The organism is Plantibacter sp. ME-Dv--P-122b, assembly GCF_030209375.1.
Classification (GTDB): domain Bacteria; phylum Actinomycetota; class Actinomycetes; order Actinomycetales; family Microbacteriaceae; genus Plantibacter.
Genome location: NZ_JARVSC010000003.1, coordinates 959,127 through 983,451 on the forward strand (window position 1 = coordinate 959,127; position 24,325 = coordinate 983,451).

The following is a 24,325-nucleotide window of genomic DNA, read 5'->3' on the forward strand; positions in this document are numbered from 1 at the left end:
AACGTTGTTGTTCGGATCGCTCGACGGGCGCTCACTAGAGTGAACGCATGGACCCCCGTCAGGCACGAACACGCAGTGCCCTCCGCGACGCGATCCACACCCTCGCGGCGGCGAAGCGCATCGATCAGGTGACCGTGGCGGAGGTGTCCCGGGTCGCGGGGATCACCCGCGACACCTTCTACCGTCACGCCGCGACGCCAGTCCACCTGCTCGCGGCCGTGCTCGGTGAGGAACTGGACGAGACGCTCAGCGCGCACGCCGATCTCCCGGCGCACAGTGACTCGACACTGAGCGTCTTCGACGATTCGGAGCGCGACCTCCTGCGCCACGTCGCGGAGCACGCGACGATCTACCGGAACGCAATGCACCCGCGGCTCATCGGACCCCTGCGCGACGCCCTCACCGAGCGGATCGAGCAGGCACTCGCGCACCACCTCGAACGCCACCCGCACATCGCCCCTCCGCGCGAGGACGGCATCATGCCGGAGCGACACGTGCGCATGCTCGTGGCCTACGCCGGCGCCGGCACGGTCGCGGCGATCGAGGAGTGGCTGCGATCCGGCGACCTCGATGACATCGACGCTGCGGCCCGCACGGTCATCGCTGCTTCCCCTGCCTGGTGGCTCGGCCGCGCCTGACCCTGGGCCCGGGCCTGACGCCAGCGCGGTGCGCTGAGGCGAGCGCGGGTCAGCGACGTGAGCGCGCCCCTCCGGAGACCCGCGCCCACGTCCCCCGGGGCGCGCTCACGTCAGCGCACCGCGCTGGCACAACGGCCTCATGCGCGACATATGTCGGTGTAGGCATATCTGCTCTGTGGATAACCCGGGTGACCTCTTCGACCGCCCGTAGCGTCGAGGAATGTCAACGATCTCCTCACCTCGAACCCTCTCCACGCTCGCGCTAGCAGTGGGACTCCTCGCCCTCACCGCGTGCACTGACGTCGAGCCGGCTCCCCCTCCGAGTAGCACTCCGCCGGTCTTCGAAAACGAGGAGCAGGCCCTGGCGGCGGTGACCGAGACGTATCAGGAGTTCATGCGGATCTCGAACACAATCCTCGTCGAAGGGGGTGTCGACGTTGATCGAATCGACGTCATCGTCGGAGAGGATTTGGCCGAGTTCGAGCACGGCAGCCTGATCGAACTCGCTACTGCGGGAAAGACTCTTGTGGGCGCACCGGCACTCGTCTCGACGCGTCTCTCAGAGTGGTATCCAGCTCCTGACTCCCTGGGTGTCATCGCGAAGGCGAAGTCATGTATCGATCTCACCCCTGTCGATGTCCTTGACGCTGCGGGTAACTCGACGGTACGACCCGACCGCCCGCGGACCCGCACTTGGGCGTACGACGTGGGAGTGGGTGGCAAGGGGCAATCCGACTATGTCCTTCTAGCCCATGACGTAAGCGCCGAAGGAGAATCATGCGAAATCTGAAATGCGCACTCGCGGCCGCGACAGCCTTACTCGTTGCGATGGCACTCGCACCCGGGAGCGCTGCGTTCGCTACCTCATGCGGTTCGGAGGGCCAGCTGGAAGGCGCATGTGTCGGTAGCGGCTCGGTCGACATCGGCGACAGTATCGAGCAGCCCGGCTCAGGTGGAGGCGGTGGCTCCGGTGGCGGAACGGGCGGAGACAGCAGCGACGGCGGAGGTTCGGCCGAGTTGCCGCCCGGGGTGACCGACGGGCCCAACGGTGAGCGGACGGTCTGCAGCCTCATGCGCCCCGACGAGTGCTACACCTTCACGCCCGGCGATCTCGGCACCGACCTCGGAGTAGCACCGGCCGCCCCGGTCACGATCCGCGACGTCGCCAGCTTCGCACCCGCCGCACCGACCGTCACGACCGAACCCGCCGCCTGGGGTGTCCGCGGGCTCCACACCAACGTCATCGCCGCCGCCTCCGGACATACCCGCACCGGCACCCTGTTGGGCCAGGTCGCGGAGGTGAATTTCATCCCCGTCGGCTTCACCTTCGACTACGGCGACGGCGACACGACCACCACCCGGACCGGTGGATCCAGCTGGGCCTCCCTCGGACTCGCGGAGTTCTCCAAGACCGCGACGAGCCACCGCTACACGACGGTCGGAACCAAGACCATCACCGCCGAGGTCGAGTACGCCGCCGAGTACCGCATCGGCGACAGCGGGTGGCTCCCCGTCGTCGGAACCCTGTCGATCCCGACCGAAGAACCCCACACGGTCCAGATCGTCCGCAACTCGACCGTCGGCGTCGACAAACCCTGCCGCCCCGGCAAACCAGCCATCGGCTGCTGAACCCGGAACCGTGCTCGAGGTCGGTCCCGATCAGATGAGCCCTTCTCGTCCGCCCGACACCCAGTTCGGGTCGGCGGCGCGCGGACCGCTCACCTGGTCGGCGTAGGTGTCGATCTCGGCTCGGATATCATCCGTCAGCTCCACCTGGAACGCCTCGAGGTTCGCGTGCAGGTGCGCGACGCTCCGGGTGCCGGGGATCGAGACGACCCGTGCGCCGAGCTGCTGTCCTCGGTCGTGCACCCAGGCGAGCGCGAGCGCCTCCGCCGTCGTCCCGAAGCGGTGGGCGAGCGTGCGGAACCGGGCCGCGAGTTCGAGGTTCGCCGCGAGGTGCTCGGGCTGGAAGCGCGGGAAGTTGGCGCGCGTCCCGCCCAACGGAACCGTCTCGGCCGTGAAGTCCTCGGTGAACAGCCCGCGCGACAGCGGCGAGAACGCGACGACCGTCACGCCGAGCTCCGCCGCCGTCGGGACCACGTGGGTCTCGATGTCGCGGCTGACGATGCTCCACTCGGACTGGATGGCGGCGATCGGGTGAACGGCGTGGGCTCGTCGGAGTTCATCGCCGGTCGCCTCTGAGAGCCCGATGCGGCGGACCTTGCCGGCGGCCACCAGTTCGGCGAGCGCCCCCACGGTCTCCTCGATCGGGATATCCGGGTCGACGCGATGCTGGTAGTAGAGGTCGAGGTGGTCGGTGCCGAGGCGGGTGAGCGTCCCGTCGATCTGCTCGTGGAGGTGGGCGCGGTCGCCTCGGATCCCCCGCTTGCCGATGCCGCCGCCGGTGACGATGCCCACCTTGGACGCCAGGAAGACGTCTTCGCGGCGCCCCGCGAGGTACCGGCCGAGGAGTTCCTCGCTCCGGCCGTCGCCGTAGACATTCGCCGTGTCGATGAGGTTCACGCCGCTCGCCAGGGTGGCGTCGAGGATCGTGGTGACATCGGCATCGGCGATCGCGCCGTAGGTACCCGCGATGGACATCGCGCCGTAGCCGATGGCGCCGACCTCCGCAGCGGTGTCGCCCACGCCGATGGTGGTCGTGGATGGTGCGATCGTGGACGACTCGGTGGCCAGGGGTGCTTCGCTCATGGATTCACCGTACGGCTTTACGACAGGTTCGACCTCCGGTTCGTCACGCGGTGCAACGTCAGACGCGCGAACCGGCTCGGGCGGCGAGCGCCTGCAGGAGCGCGGCGGGTTCCTCGGGGTCGTGGATCGTGATCGCGAACTGCTTGCCCGAGGTGCTCGTGACGACGAGTCCGGGCCCGGAGCGCAGCACGACAGCCGAGCGGCCGGGCATGATCCGGTAGCCCCAGCCACCCCAGTCCATCGGGCGGATGTCGGTGGCCTCGACGACGTCGACCTGGTCGAGCGGGACACGCTTCATCGGGATACCGAAGAGCGAGACGACGCGGAGGCCGCGCCAGTCGACGCTGATCCGGAGCCGGATGAACGAGGCACACAACAGGGTCGCGACGGCGAGGACCGACAGACCGAACATCGCGACGGCCGACTCGCCACCCAGCAGGATCGGCGTGTAGGCGACGGCGCCGATCACGACGAGGGCGAGCGTGAGCCAGAGGAACATGAGGGCCGTGACGCTTCGACTCCAGGCACCGACCTCGGTCTCGCCGAGGTCCATCGGCGCCGGTCGTGCAGCTGCACCGGCGAGCAGCGGCTGAGCCGGCAGGATCACGGCGGGGATCACGCCCCAGAGCGAGCATGCGGCGAGCGGGACGATCCACCATCCGAGGACGGCACCGTCGACCGATCCCGCCTGCAGGGTGAGCCACGTCGGGATGATCCACACGGCGGCGGCCGATCCCGCGGCGATGCCGAGGATCAGGATGACCATGCGCTTGGTGCGCATCTCGGGCTTCCCCAGGGCGAGCAGGATGACGGCCGCGACGGCGGCGACGGACGCGATGACCAGGGTCACGAGGAAGACACCCGCGGTGGGTTGAGAGTCGTCCGGCGCCCCGGTGCCCGACCAGTGCGAGGCGACGTCGACCGGGAGCGCATCGCCCCAGACGAGCCGGGTGAGTGCGATCGTGATCGCCGGGACGGCCATGGCGAGGCCGGCGAGGACGATCCGTCCGCGCGCTGGTGCTGCCGGTGGCGGTGTGGTGGTGGTGTCGTGCATGTGCTCCCCCTGAGCTGCTGAGGTGGTCCGATCGTGAGTGTCGTCGACCGACGTGGGTCGCGAGGTGGGCGCCGGAGCCCGTCAGGTGCGTTCGATCATCCGGCTGAGGTCCGTCGGCGATATCCCGAACTTGCGCGCTTCGGTGACGAGCTGGGCGACGAGTTCGTTGACCCGGACGAGGCCCGGTGCTGCATCCTCGTTGACCCACGCGCCGCGGCCCTGTCGCATCCCGATGAGGCCGTCGTCGCGGAGCTCGCCGTAGGCACGGAGGACGGTGTGCATGTTGATCTGCAGCGCGCGGGCGAGGTCGCGGGCAGGCGGGAGGCGCTCCCCAGGTGCCAGCGCGCCCGTCGCGATGCCGGAGCGTACCTGCACCGCGATCTGCTCGGCGAGCGAGACCGCAGAGGTGGGATCGACGCGGAACAACATGTTTGCAATGGTACTAGAACAATGCCGTCTGTGCCTGCGACATCTGTGGGGTTGAGGGTCGGCGCGGTGCGCTGACGAGAGTGTGCGCCACTCGGCGTGGGCGCACCCCGCAACCGCGAGCGCGCCCCTCCGGAGGCCCGCGCTCACGTCGCAGACCCGCGCTCGCGTCAGCGCACCGCGCTGGCACAACCCACCGGGTAAGGAGCGGGGCAGGTCAGAGGGCGACGACGTGCACCGCGATGTCCGCGGCCGCCAGGCGCTCGAGCTCGTCGGGGTCGGCGGACGAGTCGGTCACGAGGTCGTGGATCTGCCCCAACTCGGCCATGCGCGCGAGCGTGACCCTCCCGACCTTCGAGCCGTCGGCCACCACGACCACCCGCTGGGCATGCGACACCATCGCCAGGTTCGTCCGCGCCTCACGCTCGTCGTGCGTCGTCGCACCGCCCTGGGCGCTGATGCCGTCGGTCCCGAGGATCGCGGTACCCACGTTGATCGCACTGAAGGTGCTCTCGGCGAGCGCCCCCACCGCCTCGAACGACGTCGATCGCACCAGTCCGCCGGTCATGATCACCTGCAGGTTCGGCCGGGAGGCGATCTCGGTCGCCGTCGTGAGCGAGTTCGTCACGATCGTGAGCTCCGACCGGTTCGTCAGCTCTTTCGCGACCGCAGCAGTCGTCGTGCCGCCACTTAAGGCGATCGCGTACGGCCCCGCCGGGATCATCTCCGCCACCCGCATCGCGATCCGCCGCTTCGCCTCACGGAACTGGGTATCGCGAAACCGGACAGGCACCTCGTCGCGCGCCTCGATCGCCCGAGCACCGCCGTGGGTGCGGAGAACGAGACCGAGGTCGTCGAGGTCTGCGAGGTCGCGCCGGATCGTCGGCGCCGAGACCTGGAGCCGCTCAGTGAGCTCGTCGATCGAAACCACGACATCGTCGACGGCGAGCAGCGCGAGGATGTCGCGCATCCGCTGGCTACGCTTCCCCGACGGCGCGTGTCGGGACAGTTCTGCCGCCGTCGGTGCCCGCATCACTGCCTCCGTCCTCCGTGCCCGATCGACCGACTCGCGACGCCTCGGTCGGCATACTCGCGACTCCCCGCTCCAGGTGCTCAGCGAAAGTGAGCATTTGAGTCGATTTCCGATCAAGTTCTTGCTCGGTTCGATCACTGTAGTCGATGATCACTGCATGACACGAGTGACTTTCATCGGGGCGGGCAGCGTCGTCTTCACCCGCCAACTCATCGCCGACCTCCTGCGTTACCGCGACCTCGCTGGCCTCGAGATCGTCCTGCACGACATCGACCCCGAACGCCTCGCGGTGGCCGAGGGCACCGCCCGCCACGTCGACGAGCGCCTCGACGGCCGCGCGACGATCACGGCGGAGTCCGATCGCCGTCGCGCCCTCGCCGGCGCGGACTTCGTGATCAACATGGTCCAGGTCGGCGGCATCCGCGCGACCGTCTCCGACCTCGAGATCCCCGCAGCCCGCGGCCTCCTGCAGACCATCGGCGACACCACCGGCGTCGGCGGCGTCTTCCGTGCCCTCCGCACCTTCCCGCTGCTCTCGGCACTGACCGCCGACATGCGGGAGATCTGCCCCGACGCCCATCTCCTCAACTACACCAACCCGATGGCGATGAACATCTGGTGGGCGTCGGTCGTCGCCCCCGACATCAGCGCGATCGGCCTCTGCCACAGCGTGTTCTGGACGGTCAACGACCTCTGCGAGCTCGTCGGCGTGCCGATCGAGGGCACGAGCTATCGCGCCGCCGGGGTCAACCACCAGTCGTGGCTCCTCGAGTGGACCCACGAGGGCCGCGACCTCTACCCCGCCCTGCGCGACCGCATCCGCGAAGATCCGGAACTCAGCCGCCGTGTGCGCGTCGAGATGTTCCGCCGCATCGGCTACTACCCCACCGAGACGAGCGAGCACTCGTCCGAGTACCTGTCGTGGTTCCTCCGCTCCCCCGAGCAGATCGAGCGCTTCCGCCTCCAGCCGCTCGAGTACCTCGGCATCAGCGAGGAGAACGTCGCGGAGTTCGAGGCGACGAAGGCCGCCCTCGCCGCCGGGACCCCGCTGACGCTCGAGGACGAGGCGAGCGAGTACGCCCCGCAGCTCATCCACTCCCTCGTGACCGACACCCCGCGACTCATCCACGGGAACGTCGTCAACCGCGGCCTTATCGACAACCTGCCGCAGGGCGCCGTCGTCGAGGTTCCGGTCCAGGTCGACGGGAACGGCATCGCCCCGCAGGCCATGGGTGCTCTGCCCGTCCAGTGCGCCGCGCTCAACCGGCCGTACGTCTCCGTCGCGGAACTCACCATCGAGGCCGCGCGCACCGGCAACCCGACCCTCATCCGGCAGGCGGTCCTCATGGACCCCAACGCCTCGTCCACCCTCACGCCCGAGCAGATCTGGGAGCTGTGCAACGACCTCGTCGCCGCGCACGGCGAGCTGCTGCCGGAGCCACTGCGGGAGATCATCCCCGCCGACCGCATCTGACCGACCCGAAGCACTGCAGACCCGCACCGTTCCCGAACGATCGACACAGGAGACGACCACCGATGTTCCCACCCCGTTCCACGATCCACGCTTCCACCTCACCCCACGCCCGCCGCGCACGTCGCCTCATCACCGCGACCGCCGTCCTCGCCGTCGGAGCGCTCGCGCTCTCCGGTTGCGCCGGCGGGTCCTCCGGTGCCACGACGCTCGACAAGGACGCGAAGGTGAAGCTCACCTTCTGGACCGGGCAGGCCGATGCCGCCCAGCAGATCCTCACCGGTCTCGTCGACGACTTCGAGAAGCTGCACCCCAACGTGACCATCGACGTCTCCTCGGGCGCGCCGTCCACGGAGGATCTCCTGCAGAAGCTGTCCGCGAGCTTCGCGGGCGGCAACTACCCCGACGTCTCCTATGCCTTCGGCTCCTGGGCGAGCCGGCTCGAGGCGTCCGGCCGCACCCTCGACATCACCGACCAGGTGGCCGAGCCCGACGTCAAGTGGGACGAGTTCTCCGAGGCGGCCCGCAAGACGGTGCAGCCGACCGGCGAGAAGACGATCGGCTTCCCCGCCGTGGTCGACAACATCTCGCTCCTGTACAACACGACCGTGTTCGACGCGGCCGGCGTCGCCTACCCGACGGCCGACTGGACGTGGGACGACTTCCGCGAGGCGTCGAAGCAGCTCACCGACCCGGCGACGAACACCTACGGCTACGCGTATTCGGTGTCGGGCAGTGAGGAGACGACCTGGCAGTTCTGGCCGCACCTCTGGCAGAACGGCGGGTCGATCATCTCCGACGACACCAAGACGGCCGAGTTCGCCTCGGATGCGGGCGTCGACGCACTCACCTTCCTCCGCGACATGGCGGTCGACGACAAGAGCGTCTACCTCGACCAGACCGACACGAAGTTCGGTGACCTCTTTGCCAGCGACCGCATCGGCATGATCACCTCCGGTCCGTGGCAGCTGTCGACGCTGCAGACGAAGGGCACGAAGTACGGCGTCACCGTGCTCCCCGGCACCGACGGCGACCACCAGACGGTCTCCGGCCCCGACGTGTGGGCGCTCTTCGACCACAAGGACAAGAACCGCGAGTACTGGGCGTACGAGTTCACGAAGTGGCTCACCGATTCGGAGCAGGACCTCAAGTGGAACGTCGCCTACGGCAACCTCCCGCTGCGCTCGAGCGAGATCGACACCCCCGAGTTCCAGGCGCAGGTGGCTCAGCTGCCCGGCCTCGACGTGATGGCCGAGAACGGCGTCAACGCCAAGCAGGCCCGTCCGACGGTACCCGGTTACGTCGGCCTCTCGGAGGCGATCGGGAAGGCGATCTCCTCGGTGTTGCAGGGCCAGGGCGACCCGAAGCAAGCGCTCGAGGACGCCGCGAAGACGGCCGACGACGCCCTGGCGGAGGACTGATGTCTACGGTCGCCGGACGCGACACACGTCCATCGACGGAGGCGAAGCCGGAGCGTGCCGAGCGCGCTCCGGCCCGGCCCCGCCGTTCTGGACGACGGTTCCGCGACAACCTCACCGGGTGGGGCTTCGTCGCCCCGGCGATGCTCATCGTGCTGGGCCTGTCGATCTTCCCCGCGATCTGGGCGTTCTTCCTGTCGCTCCAGAAGTGGGACGGGTTCAGCGAGCCGGAGCAGGTCGGGCTGGAGAACTACGCCAGCATGATCGGCAACGACGAGCTGCAGGCGGCCGTCGTGCACACGGTCGTCTACACGCTCCTCTTCGTCCCGGCGTCGCTCGGACTCGGCCTGTTCCTCGCCGTCGCGCTCAACCGCCGGATCCGTTTCATCGGCGTCTACCGCACCGCGATCTTCGTCCCCTTCGTCGCCTCCGCAGCCGCGACCGGCATCCTCACGACGTACCTCTTCAACCCGCAGTTCGGCCTCCTCAACACCGTGTTCCGGTTCCTCGGGCTCCCGGCGCAGGGCTGGCTCGAAGACCAGGGGCAGGCGATGGTGGTCATCACGATCATGTCGCTCTGGGGCCAGGCCGCGTTCACGACCGTCATCTACCTGGCGGCCCTGCAGGACATCCCCGCCGAACTGCTCGAGGCCGCCCGGATCGACGGCGCGAACGCCTGGCAGTCGTTCTGGCGCATCACCTTCCCGCAGCTCGGGCCGGTCACCGTGTTCGTCGCCATCTGGCAGTTCATCCAGGCGATCCAGCTGTTCGACCTCGTGTACACCACCACCAGGGGCGGCCCGCTCGGCGCCACCCAGACGATCGTGTTCTACCTCTGGGACGCGGCATTCAAGCAGTTGCAGTTCGGGTACGGCTCCGCGGTCGCCTACGGGCTGTTCGTGGTGACGCTCATCGCAACGATCGGTGTGGTCCTCTACTCCCGCCGTTCCAACGTGGAGGCATTCTGATGACCGTCCTAACCACCCCGCCCCGAGGCGACGCCGCCACCGGCAAGCCGTCCGTGACCGCTCCGCCCGCCGAGCGACGCACGCGTCGACGCTTCAGCCCCTGGCACCTCGTGCTCGCGCCGATCGCGATCATCTTCGCGATCCCGTTCGTGCAGATGTTCATCACCTCGGTGACGCCGGAGTCGGAGATCAACACCTACCCGCCCCGCATCCTTCCGTCGCACATCACCTTCGACGGGTTCGCGAAGCTCTTCTCCGAATCGAACATCCTGCTCTGGCTCGGCAATACCGTCATCGTGTCGACGGTCGCGGTCCTGTCCCACCTCGTGCTCTGCTCGCTCGCCGGCTACGGGTTCGCGCGCCTGAAGTTCCGCGGCAAGACGATGGGCTTCCTCATGATCGTCGCGACGATCATGATCCCGACGCAGCTGCTCATGATCCCGACCTACATCCTGTTCTCCCGGATCGGGCTCATCGACAGCCTCGGCGCGGCGATCGTGCCATGGCTGGCGTCCGCGTTCGGCATCTTCCTCATGCGGCAGTTCTTCCTGTCGCTGCCGGCGGAGCTCGAGGAGGCCGCACTCATCGACGGCTGCACCCGCCTGCAGGTGTTCTTCCGGGTCATCCTGCCGCTCGCGAAGCCGGCCCTGGCGACGCTCGCGATCTTCACCCTGCTGGGCTCGTGGAACGACCTCGTCTGGCCGCTCATCGCGATCAACAACGACCAGGCCTTCACGCTGCAGCTCGGCATCACGAACTTCCAGGGCGCGCGCCGCACCGACTGGGCACTCCTCATGGCGGGCAACGTCGTCGCCACGCTCCCGCTCATCGTGTTCTTCCTCTTCGCCCAGAAGCAGTTCGTGGCGACCATGACCTTCTCAGGCCTCAAGGGGTAGGCACCGATCCCGGCGTGGCAGGATCACGTCCATCGCCGCGCGTCACCGAATCATCGCAACTCCCCCTCATCACCTCGACCCACCCCAGGAGCAACCCGTGTCCATCACCACCATCGTCGGTTCGGAAGCCACCGTCCGCGAGATCACCCAGCAGCCCGACGTCTGGCTCGAGGCGTCGACGGGGATCGCCGCCCGCCGCGAGGAGATCGACGCGTTCCTCGCGCCGCTCCTGGCACGGCCCGAGCTGCGCATCGTCCTGACCGGGGCGGGGACCTCGGCCTTCATCGGCGAAATCGCCGCGCCCGCGCTGACCCGTACGCTCCGTCGCCGGATCGACGCGGTCGCGACCACCGACATCGTCTCCAACCCGCGGGAGTCGTTCGCCGAGGACGTCCCGCTGCTCCTCGTGTCGTTCGCGCGCTCCGGCAACAGCCCGGAGAGCGTGGCTGCGACGGAACTCGCCGACCAGTCGCTCGCCGAGGTGCACCACCTGGTGATCACGTGCGACGAGACCGGCGAGTTGTACCGACGCCACCACGACCGCGCGTCGTCCCTCACCGTCCTCATGCCCCTGCGGTCGAACGACGAGGGCTTCGCGATGACCTCGAGTTTCAGTTCGATGCTGCTCTCGGTGCTCCTCATCCTCGGCGGCGGCGACGAGGCCGCGGTGCAGGCGCTCGCGGCCGGAGCGACGACGATCCTCGACCAGCGCGAGGTGGACATCCGCGCGCTCGCCAACGAGGGGTGCGAACGCGTCGTCTACATCGGCAGCGGCCCGCTCACCGGGCTGGCACGCGAGTCGGCGCTCAAGCTGCTCGAGCTGACCGCCGGACGGATCGTCACCTACTACGACTCGGCGCTCGGGTTCCGTCACGGACCAAAAGCGGTCGTCGACGACAGCACGCTCGTCGTCGTCTACCTGTCGTCCGACCCGTACACACGGCGCTACGACCTCGACATTGTCGCCGAACTGCGCGCGACGCTGTCGCCGGAGCGCGTGATCGCGATCTCCTCCGAGCCGGTCGCCGATGCCACGACGTACGACTGGGTGCTGCCCGAGCTCGCCGGCCTCGACGACGCGCAGCTCGCGATCGGCTACGTGCTCGTGGCCCAGCTGCTCGGCCTGTCGTATTCGCTCCAGCTCGGTGCGACCCCCGACAACCCGTTCCCGAGCGGCACGGTGAACCGCGTCGTGCAGGGGGTCCGGATCCACCCGGTGACCTCCGGCGCAGCGGGCACCGCACCCGAGGAGCGGTAGGCGTGTCACTCTTCCTCGGCGTGGACGGCGGCGGCTCGAAGACCGCGTTCGTGCTCCTCGACGACGGCGGACACATCGTCGCCGAGGCACAGACGGCCAGCTGCTACTACTTCGATGACGGCATCGAGCTCGTCGGTCGGATCCTCACCGAGGGCGTGGCGGCGGTCACGGCGCGGGCGGGGGTCGAGGCGTCCCACATCGATCAGGCGTTCCTCGGCCTGCCGGGATACGGCGAGGTCAGTTCCGACCTCGACCGACTGAACGCGATCCCCGGCGAGGTGCTCGGCCACGGGCGGTACTCGTGCGACAACGACATGGTGTGCGGGTGGGCCGGATCGCTCGGCGCCGTCGACGGCATCAACGTCATCAGCGGGACCGGTTCGATGACCTACGGCGAGCGCCGTGGCCGCGGGCACCGGGTCGGCGGCTGGAGCGAGCTGTTCGGCGACGAGGGGTCGGCGTACTGGATCGCCGCCCGGGGCTTGAACGCGTTCACGCGGATGAGCGACGGCCGCCTGCCGCGCGGGCCGCTCTACGACCTCATGAAGGCGCGGGTCGGGATCACGAGCGATCTCGACGTGATCGACGTCGTGGTCAACGAGTGGAAGGGGCAGCGGGCGTTGATCGCCGACCTCTCCAAGACGGTCGTCGACGCCGCCGGCCACGGTGACGAGGCGTCGTCGACCATCCTGCGGGAGGCGAGCGGGGAGCTGGTCGAGATCGTGGAGGCGACCCGCGTCGCGCTCGGCTTCCTGGACGACGAGGTCGTCCCGGTGTCCTACTCCGGCGGCATGTTCACGGCGGACGCGATCCGGCTCGGCTTCGAGCAGGCGCTCCACACGCTGCCACCGGCGTACGAACTCCGCGTCCCGATGTTCGGGCCCGCGGTGGGCGCCGCCCTGTACGCGGCGAAGCAGCACGGCTCGCCACTGGCCGAGGCGGCCCTGGGCCGCCTGGGTTCCCGCTGACTCTCGACCCCGCCCGCATCCGCGGACGCCATCACCATCACCCCGGCGACCGTCGGGGTGCACACTCCTGCCCGAATCAGTAGTCAAGGAAGACCATCGTGAAGAAGACCCAGAGTTGGATGTTGTATGCCGGACTGTTGGTGCTGTTCTGGGGCGTCTGGGGAGCGTTCTCCTCGCTCCCCATCACGCTCTACGGCTACCCGGACGAGATGGTCTACGTCATCTGGGCGGTCGTGATGATCATCCCCGCCGTGTTCGCGCTGCGCGGGCAGACCTTCGACCGTCGGCCACGAGCCGCCGTCTACGGACTGCTGATCGGGCTCACCGGCGCCGGCGGGCAGCTCCTGTTGTTCAACGCCCTGTCGACCGGCCCGGCTTACCTGATCTTCCCGATCATCTCGATCTCCCCGGCGATCACCGTCATCATGGCCGTCATCCTGCTGCGTGAGCGGCTCAATGCGGTCGCGATCGTCGGGCTCGTCGCGGCACTCGCGGCGATCGTGCTCTTCAGTGTGTCGAGCGGGTCCGCCGAGGGTGCGTCAGGGCCGTGGCTGATCATCGCGATCCTCGTGAGCATCGCTTGGGGCGTCCAGGCGTTCTTCATGCGCAAGGCCGCGACGATCGGCGTGAACGATGCGACGACCTTCTCCTGGATGGCGATCAGTGGCCTCATCCTCACGCCGTTCGCGATCATCGCGATGGGCGGGCTCCCGCTCGACGCACCGTGGCAGGCGCCGGTGCTGACGGCGGGCACGCAGCTGTTGAACGCGGTCGGTGCCCTGTTCCTCGTGATGGCGCTCAGCCGCGGGAAGGCGTCCGTCGTGGCGCCGACGACCAACGCGCTCGCGCCGGTGCTCACCATCCTCGTCTCGCTCGTCGTCTACCAGACCCTGCCGAGCATCTTCGGCACCATCGCGATCGTGCTGGCGCTCATCGGTTCGACACTCATGGTCTACAGCGACGAGCGACGCGGCGAAGCCGTCCCTCCGGCCCTCTGCGACGGTGCGCGGGCGACCGCGAACCGCTGACACCTCCCCACCCGGTTGGTGCCAGCGCGGTGCGCTGACGTGAGCGCGGTGCATAGCCTCGAGCGCGGGTCTCCGGAGACCCGCGCTCGACCGTGCGGGGCGCGCTCACGCCGCATCGGGTGCGCTCGGGCCGGGTGGGGTGTGCTCCTACCGAGTGTGAGTCGCTCGCGCCAGCGCACCGCTCTGGCGCGAGCACGGGCCTCGTGGAAGCTTGACCCTCACGCGGCGTGAGGCTTTAGCGTCGTCACCATGACGATCACGATCCTCGACACCGCCAGCAGCATGCGTTCCGTCCTCGATGCATCGGAAGCCGAACGACCAGCGCGACTCCGCGCCATGCTCGAGCCCGTCGCCGACATGTACCGGTACTTCCCGGGCGAGGTCGACCTGCTCGCCATGCACACGATGGGCTCGGGTTTCCCGATCGATCGGAGCCGAGATCGGGTCGTAGACGGCCTCGACCGGCTCGTCGCGGCGGACGCGTGGGGACGGATCTCACGGGCGCTCGACGCGGCGGTCGCCACCCAGCTCGCGGCGGTGCCGACCCTCGTGATCCCCGACATCACCGTCCTGCTCGTCCTCGGCGACCCCGACGACACCTACTTCATGGAGTCGATCCGCGGATTCATCGGCAACGGCAGCGCGACCGGGTTCATCTCGCTCATCCTCTGGCCGACGGAGGAGAACCTCGCGCGTCTCGAGGCGTCCGCCGTCCACGAACTCAACCACAATCTGCGATACGCGCCGGGCGGGGTGGTGTGGGATCCGGCGACCGTCGTGGTCGGTGAGCAGGTGGTGTCGGAGGGGCTCGCGGACGCGTTCGCCCGGCAGATGTACGGGTCGTCCGGCTACACGCCGATCGGTGTCGCGCACCTCGACGACGACGCGGTGTTCGATCGGGTCGTCGAGGGTCTCGACGTCGGAGGAATGCAGCACTTCGTCTCGTGGGTGCACGGCGACGAAGCCGCGCTGCGGTACGGGGGCGAGCCGGTCGGTCTGCCGATGGGTGCCGGGTACGCGGCCGGCAACCGACTGGTGGACGCCTACCTGTCGGCGACGGAGACGACCGCCGCCGAGGCGCTGCACGTCCCGAGCGCGACGGTCATCGAGGTCGGGTTGCGCGAGCTGGGCTGAGGCGGGTCGCGCTCACTCCCAGACGGCGTTCTCGGGGTCCACGCCGTGGCTGCGCGCGTTGGCGTCGATGATGTTCGACAGCCACTCGGCGAGGCCGGGCTCGATCCGGTCGTAGGTGTCGGCCATGCCGGGCTCCGTGAGGGCGAGGCGACCGATGATCACGTGCATCGACGGCGTGCAGTGGAAGTACTCGCTGAGGGCGGCGCGATGCCGTTCGGCGAGGGTGTTCGCCGATGCGCTTCCGGCGAGGACACCGGCGCGCTTGGCCTCGGCGAGTTCGTCGACCAGGTCGCGCAGGGGCCCGACGAGCGCACGCCAGTCGTCCGATGTGCGCGTCGCGGACCGCTCGGCGTACTCGGCCCACTGTGCGGAGTCGCCCCAGCGGGCGCGAGCGGTCTCGGCCATCGTGGGGTTCCATTCGTCGCCGAACACCGCTTCGAGCTCGTCCTCGGGGACGAGCACGCCGAGCTCATCGGCTTCGATCAGGCGGTCGACGGACCGGGCGACTGCTTCGAGTCGTTCGATGGTGTCGCCGAGTTCGCGCCGGCGCTGCGTGAGCTCAGCGCGTCGTTCGACGGCCGGTGCGCTGAGCAGGGCGGAGATGCGAGCGAGCGGGACCCCGAGGTCACGCAGGAGGACGACCCGGCGGAGGCGGGCGATGTCGACGGGCAGGTACGAGCGGTAGCCACTGTTCGTCCTCCCCGACGGTGTCGCGACCCCGAGCTCGTCCCAGTGGTGCAGCGTCCGCACGCTGACCCCGATCTCGGCCGCCGCCCGACCGACGGTCACGCCACCCTCGGTCCTCCCGTGCTCGTCCATCCACCCAGCATCGCACCCGGCCAGCCCTCGGTCCGCTGCCTGCTGCCAGCGCGGTGCGCTGACGCGAATGCGTCCGACCCGGCGTGGGCGCACCCCACACACGCGAGCGCGCCCCTCCGGAGACCCGCGCCCACGCGCCAGACCCGCGCTCAGCCCCAGCGCACCGCGGTGACACCGGTACCGAACTCGCCAGCGCGGTGCGCTGGCGCGAGCGCGCCCTACTCGACGCGAGCGTGCGCCTCCCGGCCCGGGCGCACCCCACCCGCGCGAGCGCACCCCTCCGGAGACCCGCGCCCACGCGCCAGACCCGCGCTCACGTCAGCGCACCGCGCTGGCACCACCACCACACACCGGGCGAGCCCGACCGGTGACGCGGACGGCCCCGGGAGCAGTGTGCTCCCGGGGCCGTCGGATGTTCAGTCGGTCAGACCGCCCGGCGACGCGCACGCATCGCGACGAGGACTCCACCGAGGAGGACCAGCAGGACTCCCGCACCGATCGTGCCGAACGGCAGCTCGGCGCCCGTCGTCGCGAGCGCCCCACCCGACGCCGAACCGTCGACGCTCGTGCCGTCGGCCGCGACGATCCGCACCTCGGTCCAGCCGATGAGCGAGCCGTCCGCCGCGTAGACCGCGACGCGGTGGTCGCCTAGCGTCGCGTCGGCCGGGATCGTCGCCAGCAGGTCACCGGCGGCGTTCGTCGTGCCGGTGGCGATCCGCGCCGGCGTCGAGTACAGCCACACCTCGACGTCCGTCGCAGCGAAGCGGTCCTCGAGGCCGACCGTCACGGTCTCGCCCCGCTTCACCGTGTCGGCGAGCGTGATCGCACCACGGTTGGCCTCGGTCAGGCTCGTCCCGGGTAGCGGCGTGACCCCACCGGTCGGCGGCGTCACAGGCGGCGTGGTCGTGCCGGGCAGCGACCCGAGACGCAGGGCCTCGGAAGCGTAGCCGTCGGCGAACCAGTACACGGGACGCTTGCCGTCGACCGACAGCGAGGCCGGCGCGGTCGCGAAGCCCTCGTTGTTGAGGTTGGGCAGGCCCGCCGGACGCTCGACCTGGGCGATCCCCGGCTGCTCGGTCCCGTTCAACGTGATCTGCGCGCCGGTGCCCGCGCAGCCGTCATCGCACACGGCCCACAGCACGCCGAGTGTCGTGTCGTAGTCGAGCGCCATGACCGCCGGGAGGCCCGGGTCGATGGTCGAGATCAGCGTGGCCGAGCCGTCGGCGTTCAGCGCGAACGCGTACACGTCGCCGGTGTCCTCGACGCCGACGAAGAACAGTCCGTCGCCGTGGCCCGCGTAGTTCGCCGGGTCGTACGTCGCCTTCGTGTTGTCGTCGAAGAGCTTGCCGGCGAGGTCGCCGTCGGCCACCCACTCGACGGCCTCGACACCCAGGTTCGCGCCGACCGTCGGCAACAGGGCCGTGAGGTCCCACTCCTGCGACGCGACGACGTCGGGGCCGGGCGCGTTCGGGTCGACCTTGAGCACGGCGTTGAGCGTCGTGCCCTTCACACTGTTGTCGCGCTCGACACCGACATAGACGGAACCTGCGCCGTCGACGGTGATGCCCTCGGTGTCGGGGCCGGCTGCGGACGGGTTCGACGCGTCCTTCTGGAAGCGGGCGCGCTTGCCCTTCTCCCAACCGTCGGCGAAGGAGACCGAACCGTCTGCGGCGATCGCGAGCTTCCAGAAGGAGCCGGTGCCGTTGTCGACGGCCCAGAGGAACGCGCCGTCGGCGGTGACCTGGGTGTCGAGGCCTGAGCTGTCCTCGAGGAACATCGGCTTGGTGTCGAGCACCGTGACGTCTGGCGAACCGGGCCACGGGCCGACCGGGATCTCACCGGCGCACACGTTGGCCGCACCCTTGGTGCTCTCAGCGGTCGCTGCGAAGGCGCCGGTCGCGTCTGGGCAGCGTCCCCAGGTCGTGGCCGGGTGGCCCTCGCCCCAGGTGGTCGAGTCGAGCAGTGCGTCGCCCTCGAAGAGACGGACCGTGTCACCGCCGCCGAGCCCGAAGCCGAGGGCTGCGCGCTCGATGACGAGGTAGCCGCCGGCCGCGATGCTCGTGCCGGTGGGGATGGCGTAGGTGTGGGTGTCGTCGTCGTCCTTCACGACGATGCCGGAGACGTCGAGCGCGGCGGTCGTCGGGTTGACGAGCTCGATCCAGTCGTCGGGCGATCCGCCGTCGGACTCGACCTCGTTGATGCGCACCGGGTTGCCGCAGGCGTTACGCAGGCCCTTGGTGGAGACGGCGGTGTCGACGAACTCGCCCGTGCCGTCGGGGCAGCGCGCGAAGACGCCGTCCGCGTGGGCCGCGTAGGTGTACTCGGCGACCGTCGCGCCGGCGGCGTTCCGCACGGTGGTGGTGTCGCCGTTGCCGAGCCCGAACGCGAAGTTCACGTTCTGATCGAAGACGAAGTAGGCGCCCGGCTCGAGGATCGTGCCAGCGGGCAGCGGGGTCGTGTCGGCGGCGTGGCCCACCGGGTCGTTGTCCATGAGCGTCCAGCCGGAGATATCCAGCGCGGTCGCCTCGAGGTTGACGATCTCGACCCAGTCGGTCGTGTCCTTGTCGGATTCGACCTCGTTGATCGCGACGTTCGGGAGGACGCAGTCGTTCGCGGCACCCTTGGTGATGCGTGCGAGCGTGAAGTCGCCTTCACCGTCGGGGCAGCGGGCGAGCGTCGCGGCGATGAAGTCACCGTCGATGGCCGCGTGGCCGCTCCACGTTCCCGAGCGGTCGATGAGCGCGCCGGTCGCGTCGAACAGGCGGATCTCGTCGGCGCTGCCGATGCCGATCGGGTCGCGGAACGCGCCCTGCGTCTCGGTGCCGCCGACCAGGCCGATCGTCGCTTCGTCGACCACGAGGAACTCGCCGGGGGCGATGGACGTGCCGGGCAGGAACTGCCAGCGGTGGTCGTCGGAGTTGTCGCGGATCTCGTAGCGCGAGATGTCGAGCGCCGTCGTGCCGGGGTTGAAGAACTCGACCCAGTCGGATGGCTGCGAGTCGATCTCGTTGATGCGGATCTCACCGTCGGTCTCGGGAACCTCGGGTGCGGTGAAGACGTTCGCGGCGCCCTTCGTCGACTCGGTGGTCTCGGCCCAGCCGGCGCGGTCGGCGGTGACGCCGTAGGTGACCGGCGCGTGTGCGGTCCACGAGTACTCGTCGGCGATCGCCGCGGTCGCGTCGAACAGGCGGACCGAGTCGTCCTTGCCGAGACCGAAGCCGAACTGGGTGTCGTCGATGACGAGGAACGCGCCGGGCTCGACGACGGTGCCGGCCGGGAAGGCGTAGGGCTTGTCGTCCTTGTTGTCCTTCACGACCCAGCCGTCGAGGGTGACGGCGGTCGTTGCGGTGTTGGTGAACTCGATCCAGTCGCCGGGGACGCCGTCGGTGGACTCGACCTCGTTGATCTGGAGCCCCGGCGCTGGGGCGGCGATGGCGGCGGCGGGCGTCGCGATGAGTGCGGTTGCAGCGATGGCGCACGCGGCGGTCATCGTCAACACGCGGTTGAGGCGGGGCATGGGTCTCCAGGGCACGAAGGGACGGGGATCGTGTCCCATCCCATCGGCATGGGGTGGCCGGGTGGAGGAGCGGCGGTGACCGGGAGGTGAACGGCGGGTGGCTTCCCAGGCGGGACGTGCCACGATCCAGCAGATCCGACGCAGCGATCAGGACTACGCTCACCCCATGACCGACGACGCGACCACCGACACCGCTCCGCGCGCAGACCTCACCGGCTGGGTGCGGACCCCGTTCACCGGCGGCGGCGTCACGCACGACCGCTTCGAGAAGGGGTCGGGGCCGGGCGTCGTGCTCATCCCCGAGCTGCCCGGACTCACGCCCGAGGTCCTCGGGTTGGCGGAGCACCTCGTCGCCGAGGGGTTCACCGTCGCGATCCCCTCACCGTTCGGGACGCCTGGCCACGAGGCGACCGTCGGCTACACGCTCGCGAGCGTCACGAAGGTCTGCGTCTCCGCGGAGTTCAAGGCGTTCGCGACCGGTGCCCACCGACCCGTCGCCGACCACGTCCGGGCACTGGCCGCCGACCTCGCGGCCCGCACGCCGGGCCCGGGCGTCGGCGTCATCGGCATGTGTTTCACCGGCGGTTTCGCGCTCGCTGCCGCCGTCGACGAGCACGTCCTCGCCTCCGTCATGAGCCAGCCGTCGACGCCGTTCCCCGTCAGCCGGGCCCGCCGCATCGACCCAGGGATGTCCGCCGCCGAGTTCAACGCAGTCGCAGCCCGTGCGGCTCAGGGCTCAGTCTGCGCGCTCGGCCTCCGCTTTAGCGAGGATCGGGCCGTCCCGCGGGAGCGCTTCGCTACCATCGCGGCCAAGCTCGGCGACGCGTTCGAGGTCATCGAACTCGACTCCTCCCCCGGCAACGCCGCCGGTTTCTCGAAGACCGCCCACTCGGTCCTCACCGGCGAGGTCCGCGAACGCGACGGCCACCCGGCGTTCGAGGCACGCAAGCGCGTGGTCGCCTTCCTCCGCGAACGCCTCGCGACACCGACCACGTCGGCCTGATCTTCCCAGCCGGCCGACACGCTGCGATCATCGACTCCATGACCTCGACACGCCACGACCGCGCGACACCGAACCTGCCGTCCCGCAGCTTCAACGCGACGGAGACGTTCTATTCGGCGTTCGGCTTCGAGCGCGCGTTCCGAGACGACGGCTGGCTGATCCTCGTCCGCGGTGGTCTGCAGCTCGAGTTCTTCCCGGCACCCGACCTCGACCCGGCATCGAGCGGCTTCATGTGCTGCCTGCGTGTGGCCGACGTCGACGAGCTCTACGACGCCATCCGACGTTCAGGAGTCGCCGAGGCGACCGTCGGCGCGCCTCGCCTGCACCCGGTCCGGATGCAGGAGTGGGGACGCCGAGCGGGATTCCTCATCGACCCGGACGGCACGCAGCTCACCCTCATCGAGCAACGCGACTGATCCGCGACGGCGCGACGTTCCGCGGGTCGCTGCTCGGGAGCGCCTAGAAAAAGGTGATCCCGTGCGGCGCGCGCGGCGTCTGGAGCATCGATCGCAGCAGGAGCGGCGCTGCAGGGTCGGCCGCCTGCAGCACACCGGCAGCAGCGAGCGACACCGGGGAGACCGCGCCGAGCAGGAGCGAACCGAGGTCGGCCACGTCGAGCGCGAGGTCGGCGCCGGCCGCGTCGGTCTCGTCGCTCAGCTTCGTGGCGGTTCCACGACCACCGGCCACCTCGAGGCGGAAGGTGCCCGCCGCGTAGCCGAGCGCGTCGGTCACCGCGATCGTCAACGAGCCGTCGACTGCGAACGGACGCGACGCGAGGACGGCCGGGAGGTCGAGGACGCGCAGCCACACGTGGTCCTCTTCGTGCTCGATGTCGTATGCGCGGTTGTCACCGAGGGCCGAGACGATCGGGTCGTCGAGCCTGGCGCGGTTGTACTTCACGACGTCGTTGAGGTCGATGGAGAGCAGGAACTCCCACAGCGACAGGTAGGCCGCGTCGGTCGCGTAGACGAGGTCGATGATCTCGATGCCGGTCTGTCCGCCGGGCTGCTCGACCATGCGCCAGGTGACGTAGCCGTCGACCTCTTCGCCGTCGGCGGGACGGTGCACGGCGGCGCGGGTGTCCTTCGCCGGTTCACCGTCGCGACCCAGCGTGCCGAGGACCAGCGGCCAGGACCCCGTGTTGCGGACCATGGACCCGATCGAGCGCTCGTCGAAGCGGTCGAACACCTGACGTGCGACGCCGTCGACCAGGTACTCGGGCGTGACGACGGATACGATGCCGCTCGTCGGCGCGAGGAACGGCAGGGCCTTCGCGCGCTTCACGACGACGTTGCGCTCACGGATCGCGGAGCCGAACCCGAAGCGACGGTAGATGGTGCCCTCGCTGGCGGTGAGGGCCGCGATCGCATAGCCGTCGGCGACGCCACGCTCGAGTGCCTGCGTCATCATGCGGCGCAGGATCCCTCGGCGGCGTTCGGTCGGGCGGACCGTGACGTCGGAGATCGCCTGCGTGTTGATGCTCGTGCCGTCGCCCCAGCTGAGCGCCTTCGGGAACCAGGAGAAGGTGCCGGCAGGCCAGGTCTCGTCGACCGAACCGGGCTGCGGCTTGCGGACGTAAGCGCCGAGCAGCACCGCTTCGTCGGCGATGAGCTCGTTCACCTTGCGCTTGCGCGCCTCCGGCTTCGGGGTGGACTCGTGGAAGCCGAACCCGATGGCGTCGAGGGCTGCAAGGCTCTCGGGCGTCGGTTCGCCGTCGGCCCCGTTCGCGAACGGGAACTCACGGAGCTCGTACCGGGTGTCGAAATCTTTGCTGTTGGCCACGAGTCCAGCCTAACGACCTGGCCTGACACGCCCCCGGGAAGCGCGATGGGACCGCGACCTCACGGCAGGGTGATCGACACCTCGACCGTGTACTCGTCGGCGGTCTGGCCGAACACCCGCTGCCGCAGCTCGGTGGTCGGCATCGTGATGCCGCGCTCCGCGATCGCGTCGAACAGGGCGACCACTGCGGGGTGGGTCGATCCCTCGGGGAGCTCGACGCCGGGTTCGGATCGCCAGACCGCAGCGAGCTCGGTCCGCTCGGGCAGCGCTTCGACCGTGGTCTCGTCACCACCCCACGTCGGTTCGAGCTGCGACGAGGTCGGCCAGCAGCAGACGATCTCGACCGCCCCCTGCTCACTCGGTCGGAGCGTGGTCCAGAACGTGCCCGTCGGGCCGACGCCGGCCTCCTGCAGGGCGACGTAGAGCTGCGAGAACTGCTCGTTCGCGTCGTCGTCCGTCACGGCGTCCTCGTCGCCGCGGGGCACAGTGAGCACCCGGCCGACGTAGGGCTGGGGTGGGAGCGCTCGTTCGACGATCTCGACCGGTGCCGCGAGCGACACGACGACCGAGCGGGCCTGCACGAACGCGTGGTCCTCCTGCTCCCGCTGCTCCAGGACGAGGCGGTGGTGCACGTCGAGAGCGGTCGACGGGTCGGCGCCTGCGACGGAGACACCCACCGCGGCGAGGGGGACGCCGGCATCGCGGAGGGCCTTCACGATCACGCCTGAACGCACCTGCTCCTCGCCGTAGCGGCGGTAGCCGGAATCGGGATCGACGTCGGCCGGAACCAGGACGCCCTTCTCGTCGTAGTGGCGGAGCGCCTTCACGCTCAACCCGGTCATGCCTGCGAACTCTCCGATGTGCAACATGCTTCAAGCATCACGCCTCCCCCTACGGGAGAGTCAAACCGCTGACATCGGCGTCCAAACTGCACCCCGAAGATCCTTTAGTGAAGGATAAGCGCCTAAACTTCACTAACGGCTCTCGTAACTGCAACTTCGGCCGGGAAACAGGAGGGGACGATGACGACCGCTGTCACGTATGAACAGCGGCCCTGGCGGTCGCGTATCGCTCCCGACGCGTTGCCGAAGCGCGAGCGGCTGCTCCTCGCACAGCCATACGACGCCGCGGTCCCGCCGCCGATCGCGGACCTCGACATCCGTTTGCCGGATGATCTCGTGGAGCTGCTGGGCGAAGCGCAGGAACGGATCATCCGTTTCGACAGCGAGGTCGGTCACGTCACCGCGCCCTTCTCGTCGATCCTGCTGTGGAGCGAATCGGCGTCGAGCTCGCAGATCGAGAACCTGACGAGCAGCGCGAAGGCGATCGCCGAGGCCGAGTTGGACGAGCGCGACACCGGGAACGCGCCACTCATCGTCGCCAATGTCCGAGCTCTCGAGGCAGCACTCGCAGCATCGGACGAGCTCTCCAACACGACGATCATCGCCATGCAGGAGCAGCTCCTCGGCACATCGGCACCGGAGATCACCGGCCGATATCGCGACGAGCAGGTCTGGATCGGGGGCGGCAATTTCGGTCCGCATGAAGCAGACTTCGTTCCGCCGCACCATGACCGTGTCGCAGCGGCGATGGATGACTTCATCGCCTACTCCCTCCGACCGGCACCGCTCCCGCTCGCTGCGATCGCCGTCGCTCACGCGCAATTCGAGACCATCCACCCGTTCCCTGACGGCAACGGGCGCACCGGTCGAGCGCTGGTGCAGGCCGCCCTCCGGCGGGTCGGACTGACCAGCGGGGTCACTGTGCCCATCTCAGCCGGCATCCTGCAGCAGCGTGACGACTACTTCGCTGCACTCACCAGCTATCGGCAGGGCGACGTCGAGCCGATCGTCCGCGTCTTCGCCGACGGTGCGTTCCTCGCGATCGCCAACGGACGGACGTTGGTGGAGGAGATCGAGACCATCCGGGCCGCATGGCAGCAGGCCTTGCGCGACATCCGCGCCGATTCGGCCGCGCATCGCATCACGGCACTGGCACTGGAACATCCGGTGATGAACAGTCGGCTCGTGCGCGAACATCTCGACGCCTCAGATCGCACGGCCTTCAACGCGCTCGACACCCTCGTCGACCGTGGCATCCTCACGGTCGGCTCGTCGCGACAGCGGAACCGTCTCTGGACTGCGCCTCCCGTTCTGGCAGCGCTCGACGGGTTCGCGACGCGCAGCATGCGGCGCGGTTGACG

Annotated in this window: 22 protein-coding genes; 14 read left to right on the forward strand and 8 right to left on the reverse strand. The window is 69.3% G+C overall.

Annotated features, from left to right (window positions below):
* The first annotated feature begins 47 nt into the window (after positions 1-47).
* The 3 genes from QRN19_RS09175 (at position 48) to QRN19_RS09185 (ending at position 2,267) form a co-directional block, all read left to right on the forward strand.
* On the forward strand, positions 48-638 hold the full coding sequence (locus QRN19_RS09175) for a TetR/AcrR family transcriptional regulator (RefSeq protein WP_285026493.1): 591 nt from the start codon (positions 48-50) through the stop codon (positions 636-638).
* A 220-nt stretch (positions 639-858) separates the two neighbouring features.
* On the forward strand, positions 859-1,428 hold the full coding sequence (locus QRN19_RS09180) for a hypothetical protein (protein ID WP_285026495.1): 570 nt from the start codon (positions 859-861) through the stop codon (positions 1,426-1,428).
* 239 nt (positions 1,429-1,667) lie between these two features.
* Entirely contained in the window at positions 1,668-2,267 is a 600-nt protein-coding gene (locus QRN19_RS09185) for a hypothetical protein (RefSeq protein WP_285026496.1), read from the forward strand.
* Between the two features lie 30 nt (positions 2,268-2,297).
* Here the strand turns inward: QRN19_RS09185 and QRN19_RS09190 are convergent, their stop codons facing one another.
* The 4 genes from QRN19_RS09190 to QRN19_RS09205 all read right to left on the reverse strand — a co-directional run bounded on the left by QRN19_RS09190 (position 2,298) and on the right by QRN19_RS09205 (position 5,797).
* Positions 2,298-3,347: an aldo/keto reductase gene (locus tag QRN19_RS09190; protein ID WP_285026498.1), complete on the reverse strand. Its 1,050-nt coding sequence runs from the start codon at positions 3,345-3,347 to the stop codon at positions 2,298-2,300.
* A gap of 58 nt (positions 3,348-3,405) precedes the next feature.
* The gene (locus tag QRN19_RS09195) at positions 3,406-4,401 is read right to left on the reverse strand and encodes a hypothetical protein (RefSeq protein ID WP_285026499.1); all 996 of its coding nucleotides are present in this window, start codon (positions 4,399-4,401) and stop codon (positions 3,406-3,408) included.
* Positions 4,402-4,482: 81 nt separating this feature from the next.
* Entirely contained in the window at positions 4,483-4,830 is a 348-nt protein-coding gene (locus tag QRN19_RS09200; protein WP_137244023.1) for a GntR family transcriptional regulator, read from the reverse strand.
* 214 nt (positions 4,831-5,044) lie between these two features.
* The gene (locus tag QRN19_RS09205) at positions 5,045-5,797 is read right to left on the reverse strand and encodes a DeoR/GlpR family DNA-binding transcription regulator (protein WP_285026500.1); all 753 of its coding nucleotides are present in this window, start codon (positions 5,795-5,797) and stop codon (positions 5,045-5,047) included.
* Between the two features lie 220 nt (positions 5,798-6,017).
* On the opposite strand from QRN19_RS09205, the gene QRN19_RS09210 reads away from it, so the two are divergent.
* From QRN19_RS09210 to QRN19_RS09245, 8 genes are all read left to right on the forward strand, one after another.
* Complete coding sequence (locus QRN19_RS09210; RefSeq protein ID WP_285026502.1) at positions 6,018-7,334, forward strand: alpha-glucosidase/alpha-galactosidase; 1,317 nt, start codon at positions 6,018-6,020, stop codon at positions 7,332-7,334.
* Between the two features lie 62 nt (positions 7,335-7,396).
* A complete protein-coding gene (locus QRN19_RS09215; RefSeq protein ID WP_285026504.1) occupies positions 7,397-8,752 on the forward strand; it encodes an ABC transporter substrate-binding protein in 1,356 nt (451 codons plus the stop codon).
* Positions 8,752-9,717 carry a carbohydrate ABC transporter permease gene (locus tag QRN19_RS09220; RefSeq protein WP_285026505.1) on the forward strand — a complete coding sequence of 322 codons (966 nt, stop codon included), beginning with the start codon at positions 8,752-8,754 and terminating at the stop codon, positions 9,715-9,717. Before QRN19_RS09215 ends, QRN19_RS09220 begins: the two co-directional genes overlap by 1 nt.
* On the forward strand, positions 9,717-10,613 hold the full coding sequence (locus tag QRN19_RS09225) for a carbohydrate ABC transporter permease (RefSeq protein WP_079003358.1): 897 nt from the start codon (positions 9,717-9,719) through the stop codon (positions 10,611-10,613). Before QRN19_RS09220 ends, QRN19_RS09225 begins: the two co-directional genes overlap by 1 nt.
* A 97-nt stretch (positions 10,614-10,710) precedes the next feature.
* The gene (locus tag QRN19_RS09230) at positions 10,711-11,871 is read left to right on the forward strand and encodes an SIS domain-containing protein (RefSeq protein WP_285026507.1); all 1,161 of its coding nucleotides are present in this window, start codon (positions 10,711-10,713) and stop codon (positions 11,869-11,871) included.
* A gap of 2 nt (positions 11,872-11,873) precedes the next feature.
* On the forward strand, positions 11,874-12,839 hold the full coding sequence (locus tag QRN19_RS09235; RefSeq protein WP_285026509.1) for a BadF/BadG/BcrA/BcrD ATPase family protein: 966 nt from the start codon (positions 11,874-11,876) through the stop codon (positions 12,837-12,839).
* Between the two features lie 98 nt (positions 12,840-12,937).
* Positions 12,938-13,867 (forward strand): DMT family transporter, encoded by a 930-nt coding sequence (locus QRN19_RS09240; RefSeq protein ID WP_285026510.1) that lies wholly within the window; start codon positions 12,938-12,940, stop codon positions 13,865-13,867.
* Between the two features lie 249 nt (positions 13,868-14,116).
* Positions 14,117-15,001 carry a DUF2268 domain-containing putative Zn-dependent protease gene (locus QRN19_RS09245; protein WP_285026511.1) on the forward strand — a complete coding sequence of 295 codons (885 nt, stop codon included), beginning with the start codon at positions 14,117-14,119 and terminating at the stop codon, positions 14,999-15,001.
* Between the two features lie 12 nt (positions 15,002-15,013).
* Here the strand turns inward: QRN19_RS09245 and QRN19_RS09250 are convergent, their stop codons facing one another.
* Entirely contained in the window at positions 15,014-15,820 is an 807-nt protein-coding gene (locus QRN19_RS09250; protein WP_285026512.1) for a MerR family transcriptional regulator, read from the reverse strand.
* 424 nt (positions 15,821-16,244) lie between these two features.
* Complete coding sequence (locus QRN19_RS09255) at positions 16,245-19,337, reverse strand: lamin tail domain-containing protein (protein ID WP_285026513.1); 3,093 nt, start codon at positions 19,335-19,337, stop codon at positions 16,245-16,247.
* Between the two features lie 166 nt (positions 19,338-19,503).
* Between QRN19_RS09255 and QRN19_RS09260 the strand changes: the two genes are divergently transcribed.
* Both QRN19_RS09260 and QRN19_RS09265 read left to right on the forward strand, forming a co-directional pair.
* Positions 19,504-20,340: a dienelactone hydrolase family protein gene (locus tag QRN19_RS09260; protein WP_285026515.1), complete on the forward strand. Its 837-nt coding sequence runs from the start codon at positions 19,504-19,506 to the stop codon at positions 20,338-20,340.
* Between the two features lie 38 nt (positions 20,341-20,378).
* Positions 20,379-20,756, forward strand: a complete 378-nt coding sequence (locus tag QRN19_RS09265) for a bleomycin resistance protein (protein WP_285026517.1) — start codon at positions 20,379-20,381, stop codon at positions 20,754-20,756.
* 43 nt (positions 20,757-20,799) lie between these two features.
* On the opposite strand, the gene QRN19_RS09270 is transcribed toward QRN19_RS09265, so the two are convergent.
* Positions 20,800-22,122 (reverse strand): GNAT family N-acetyltransferase, encoded by a 1,323-nt coding sequence (locus tag QRN19_RS09270; RefSeq protein WP_285026519.1) that lies wholly within the window; start codon positions 22,120-22,122, stop codon positions 20,800-20,802.
* Between the two features lie 59 nt (positions 22,123-22,181).
* Entirely contained in the window at positions 22,182-22,991 is an 810-nt protein-coding gene (locus tag QRN19_RS09275) for a MerR family DNA-binding transcriptional regulator (RefSeq protein WP_285026520.1), read from the reverse strand.
* 153 nt (positions 22,992-23,144) lie between these two features.
* On the opposite strand from QRN19_RS09275, the gene QRN19_RS09280 reads away from it, so the two are divergent.
* Positions 23,145-24,323 carry a Fic family protein gene (locus tag QRN19_RS09280; protein ID WP_285026521.1) on the forward strand — a complete coding sequence of 393 codons (1,179 nt, stop codon included), beginning with the start codon at positions 23,145-23,147 and terminating at the stop codon, positions 24,321-24,323.
* Positions 24,324-24,325 lie beyond the last annotated feature (2 nt).

Bases quoted from the DNA above. Each gene is read 5' to 3' on its own strand.
- QRN19_RS09175 (WP_285026493.1), top strand. From the start codon at position 48: ATGGACCCCCGTCAGGCACGAACACGCAGTGCCCTCCGCGACGCGATC.
- QRN19_RS09180 (WP_285026495.1), top strand. From the start codon at position 859: ATGTCAACGATCTCCTCACCTCGAACCCTCTCCACGCTCGCGCTAGCA.
- QRN19_RS09190 (WP_285026498.1), bottom strand. From the start codon at position 3,347: ATGAGCGAAGCACCCCTGGCCACCGAGTCGTCCACGATCGCACCATCC.
- QRN19_RS09195 (WP_285026499.1), bottom strand. From the start codon at position 4,401: ATGCACGACACCACCACCACACCGCCACCGGCAGCACCAGCGCGCGGA.
- QRN19_RS09200 (WP_137244023.1), bottom strand. From the start codon at position 4,830: ATGTTGTTCCGCGTCGATCCCACCTCTGCGGTCTCGCTCGCCGAGCAG.
- QRN19_RS09205 (WP_285026500.1), bottom strand. From the start codon at position 5,797: ATGCGCGACATCCTCGCGCTGCTCGCCGTCGACGATGTCGTGGTTTCG.
- QRN19_RS09210 (WP_285026502.1), top strand. From the start codon at position 6,018: ATGACACGAGTGACTTTCATCGGGGCGGGCAGCGTCGTCTTCACCCGC.
- QRN19_RS09215 (WP_285026504.1), top strand. From the start codon at position 7,397: ATGTTCCCACCCCGTTCCACGATCCACGCTTCCACCTCACCCCACGCC.
- QRN19_RS09220 (WP_285026505.1), top strand. From the start codon at position 8,752: ATGTCTACGGTCGCCGGACGCGACACACGTCCATCGACGGAGGCGAAG.
- QRN19_RS09225 (WP_079003358.1), top strand. From the start codon at position 9,717: ATGACCGTCCTAACCACCCCGCCCCGAGGCGACGCCGCCACCGGCAAG.
- QRN19_RS09245 (WP_285026511.1), top strand. From the start codon at position 14,117: ATGACGATCACGATCCTCGACACCGCCAGCAGCATGCGTTCCGTCCTC.
- QRN19_RS09250 (WP_285026512.1), bottom strand. From the start codon at position 15,820: ATGGACGAGCACGGGAGGACCGAGGGTGGCGTGACCGTCGGTCGGGCG.
- QRN19_RS09255 (WP_285026513.1), bottom strand. From the start codon at position 19,337: ATGCCCCGCCTCAACCGCGTGTTGACGATGACCGCCGCGTGCGCCATC.
- QRN19_RS09260 (WP_285026515.1), top strand. From the start codon at position 19,504: ATGACCGACGACGCGACCACCGACACCGCTCCGCGCGCAGACCTCACC.
- QRN19_RS09265 (WP_285026517.1), top strand. From the start codon at position 20,379: ATGACCTCGACACGCCACGACCGCGCGACACCGAACCTGCCGTCCCGC.
- QRN19_RS09275 (WP_285026520.1), bottom strand. From the start codon at position 22,991: ATGTTGCACATCGGAGAGTTCGCAGGCATGACCGGGTTGAGCGTGAAG.
- QRN19_RS09280 (WP_285026521.1), top strand. From the start codon at position 23,145: ATGACGACCGCTGTCACGTATGAACAGCGGCCCTGGCGGTCGCGTATC.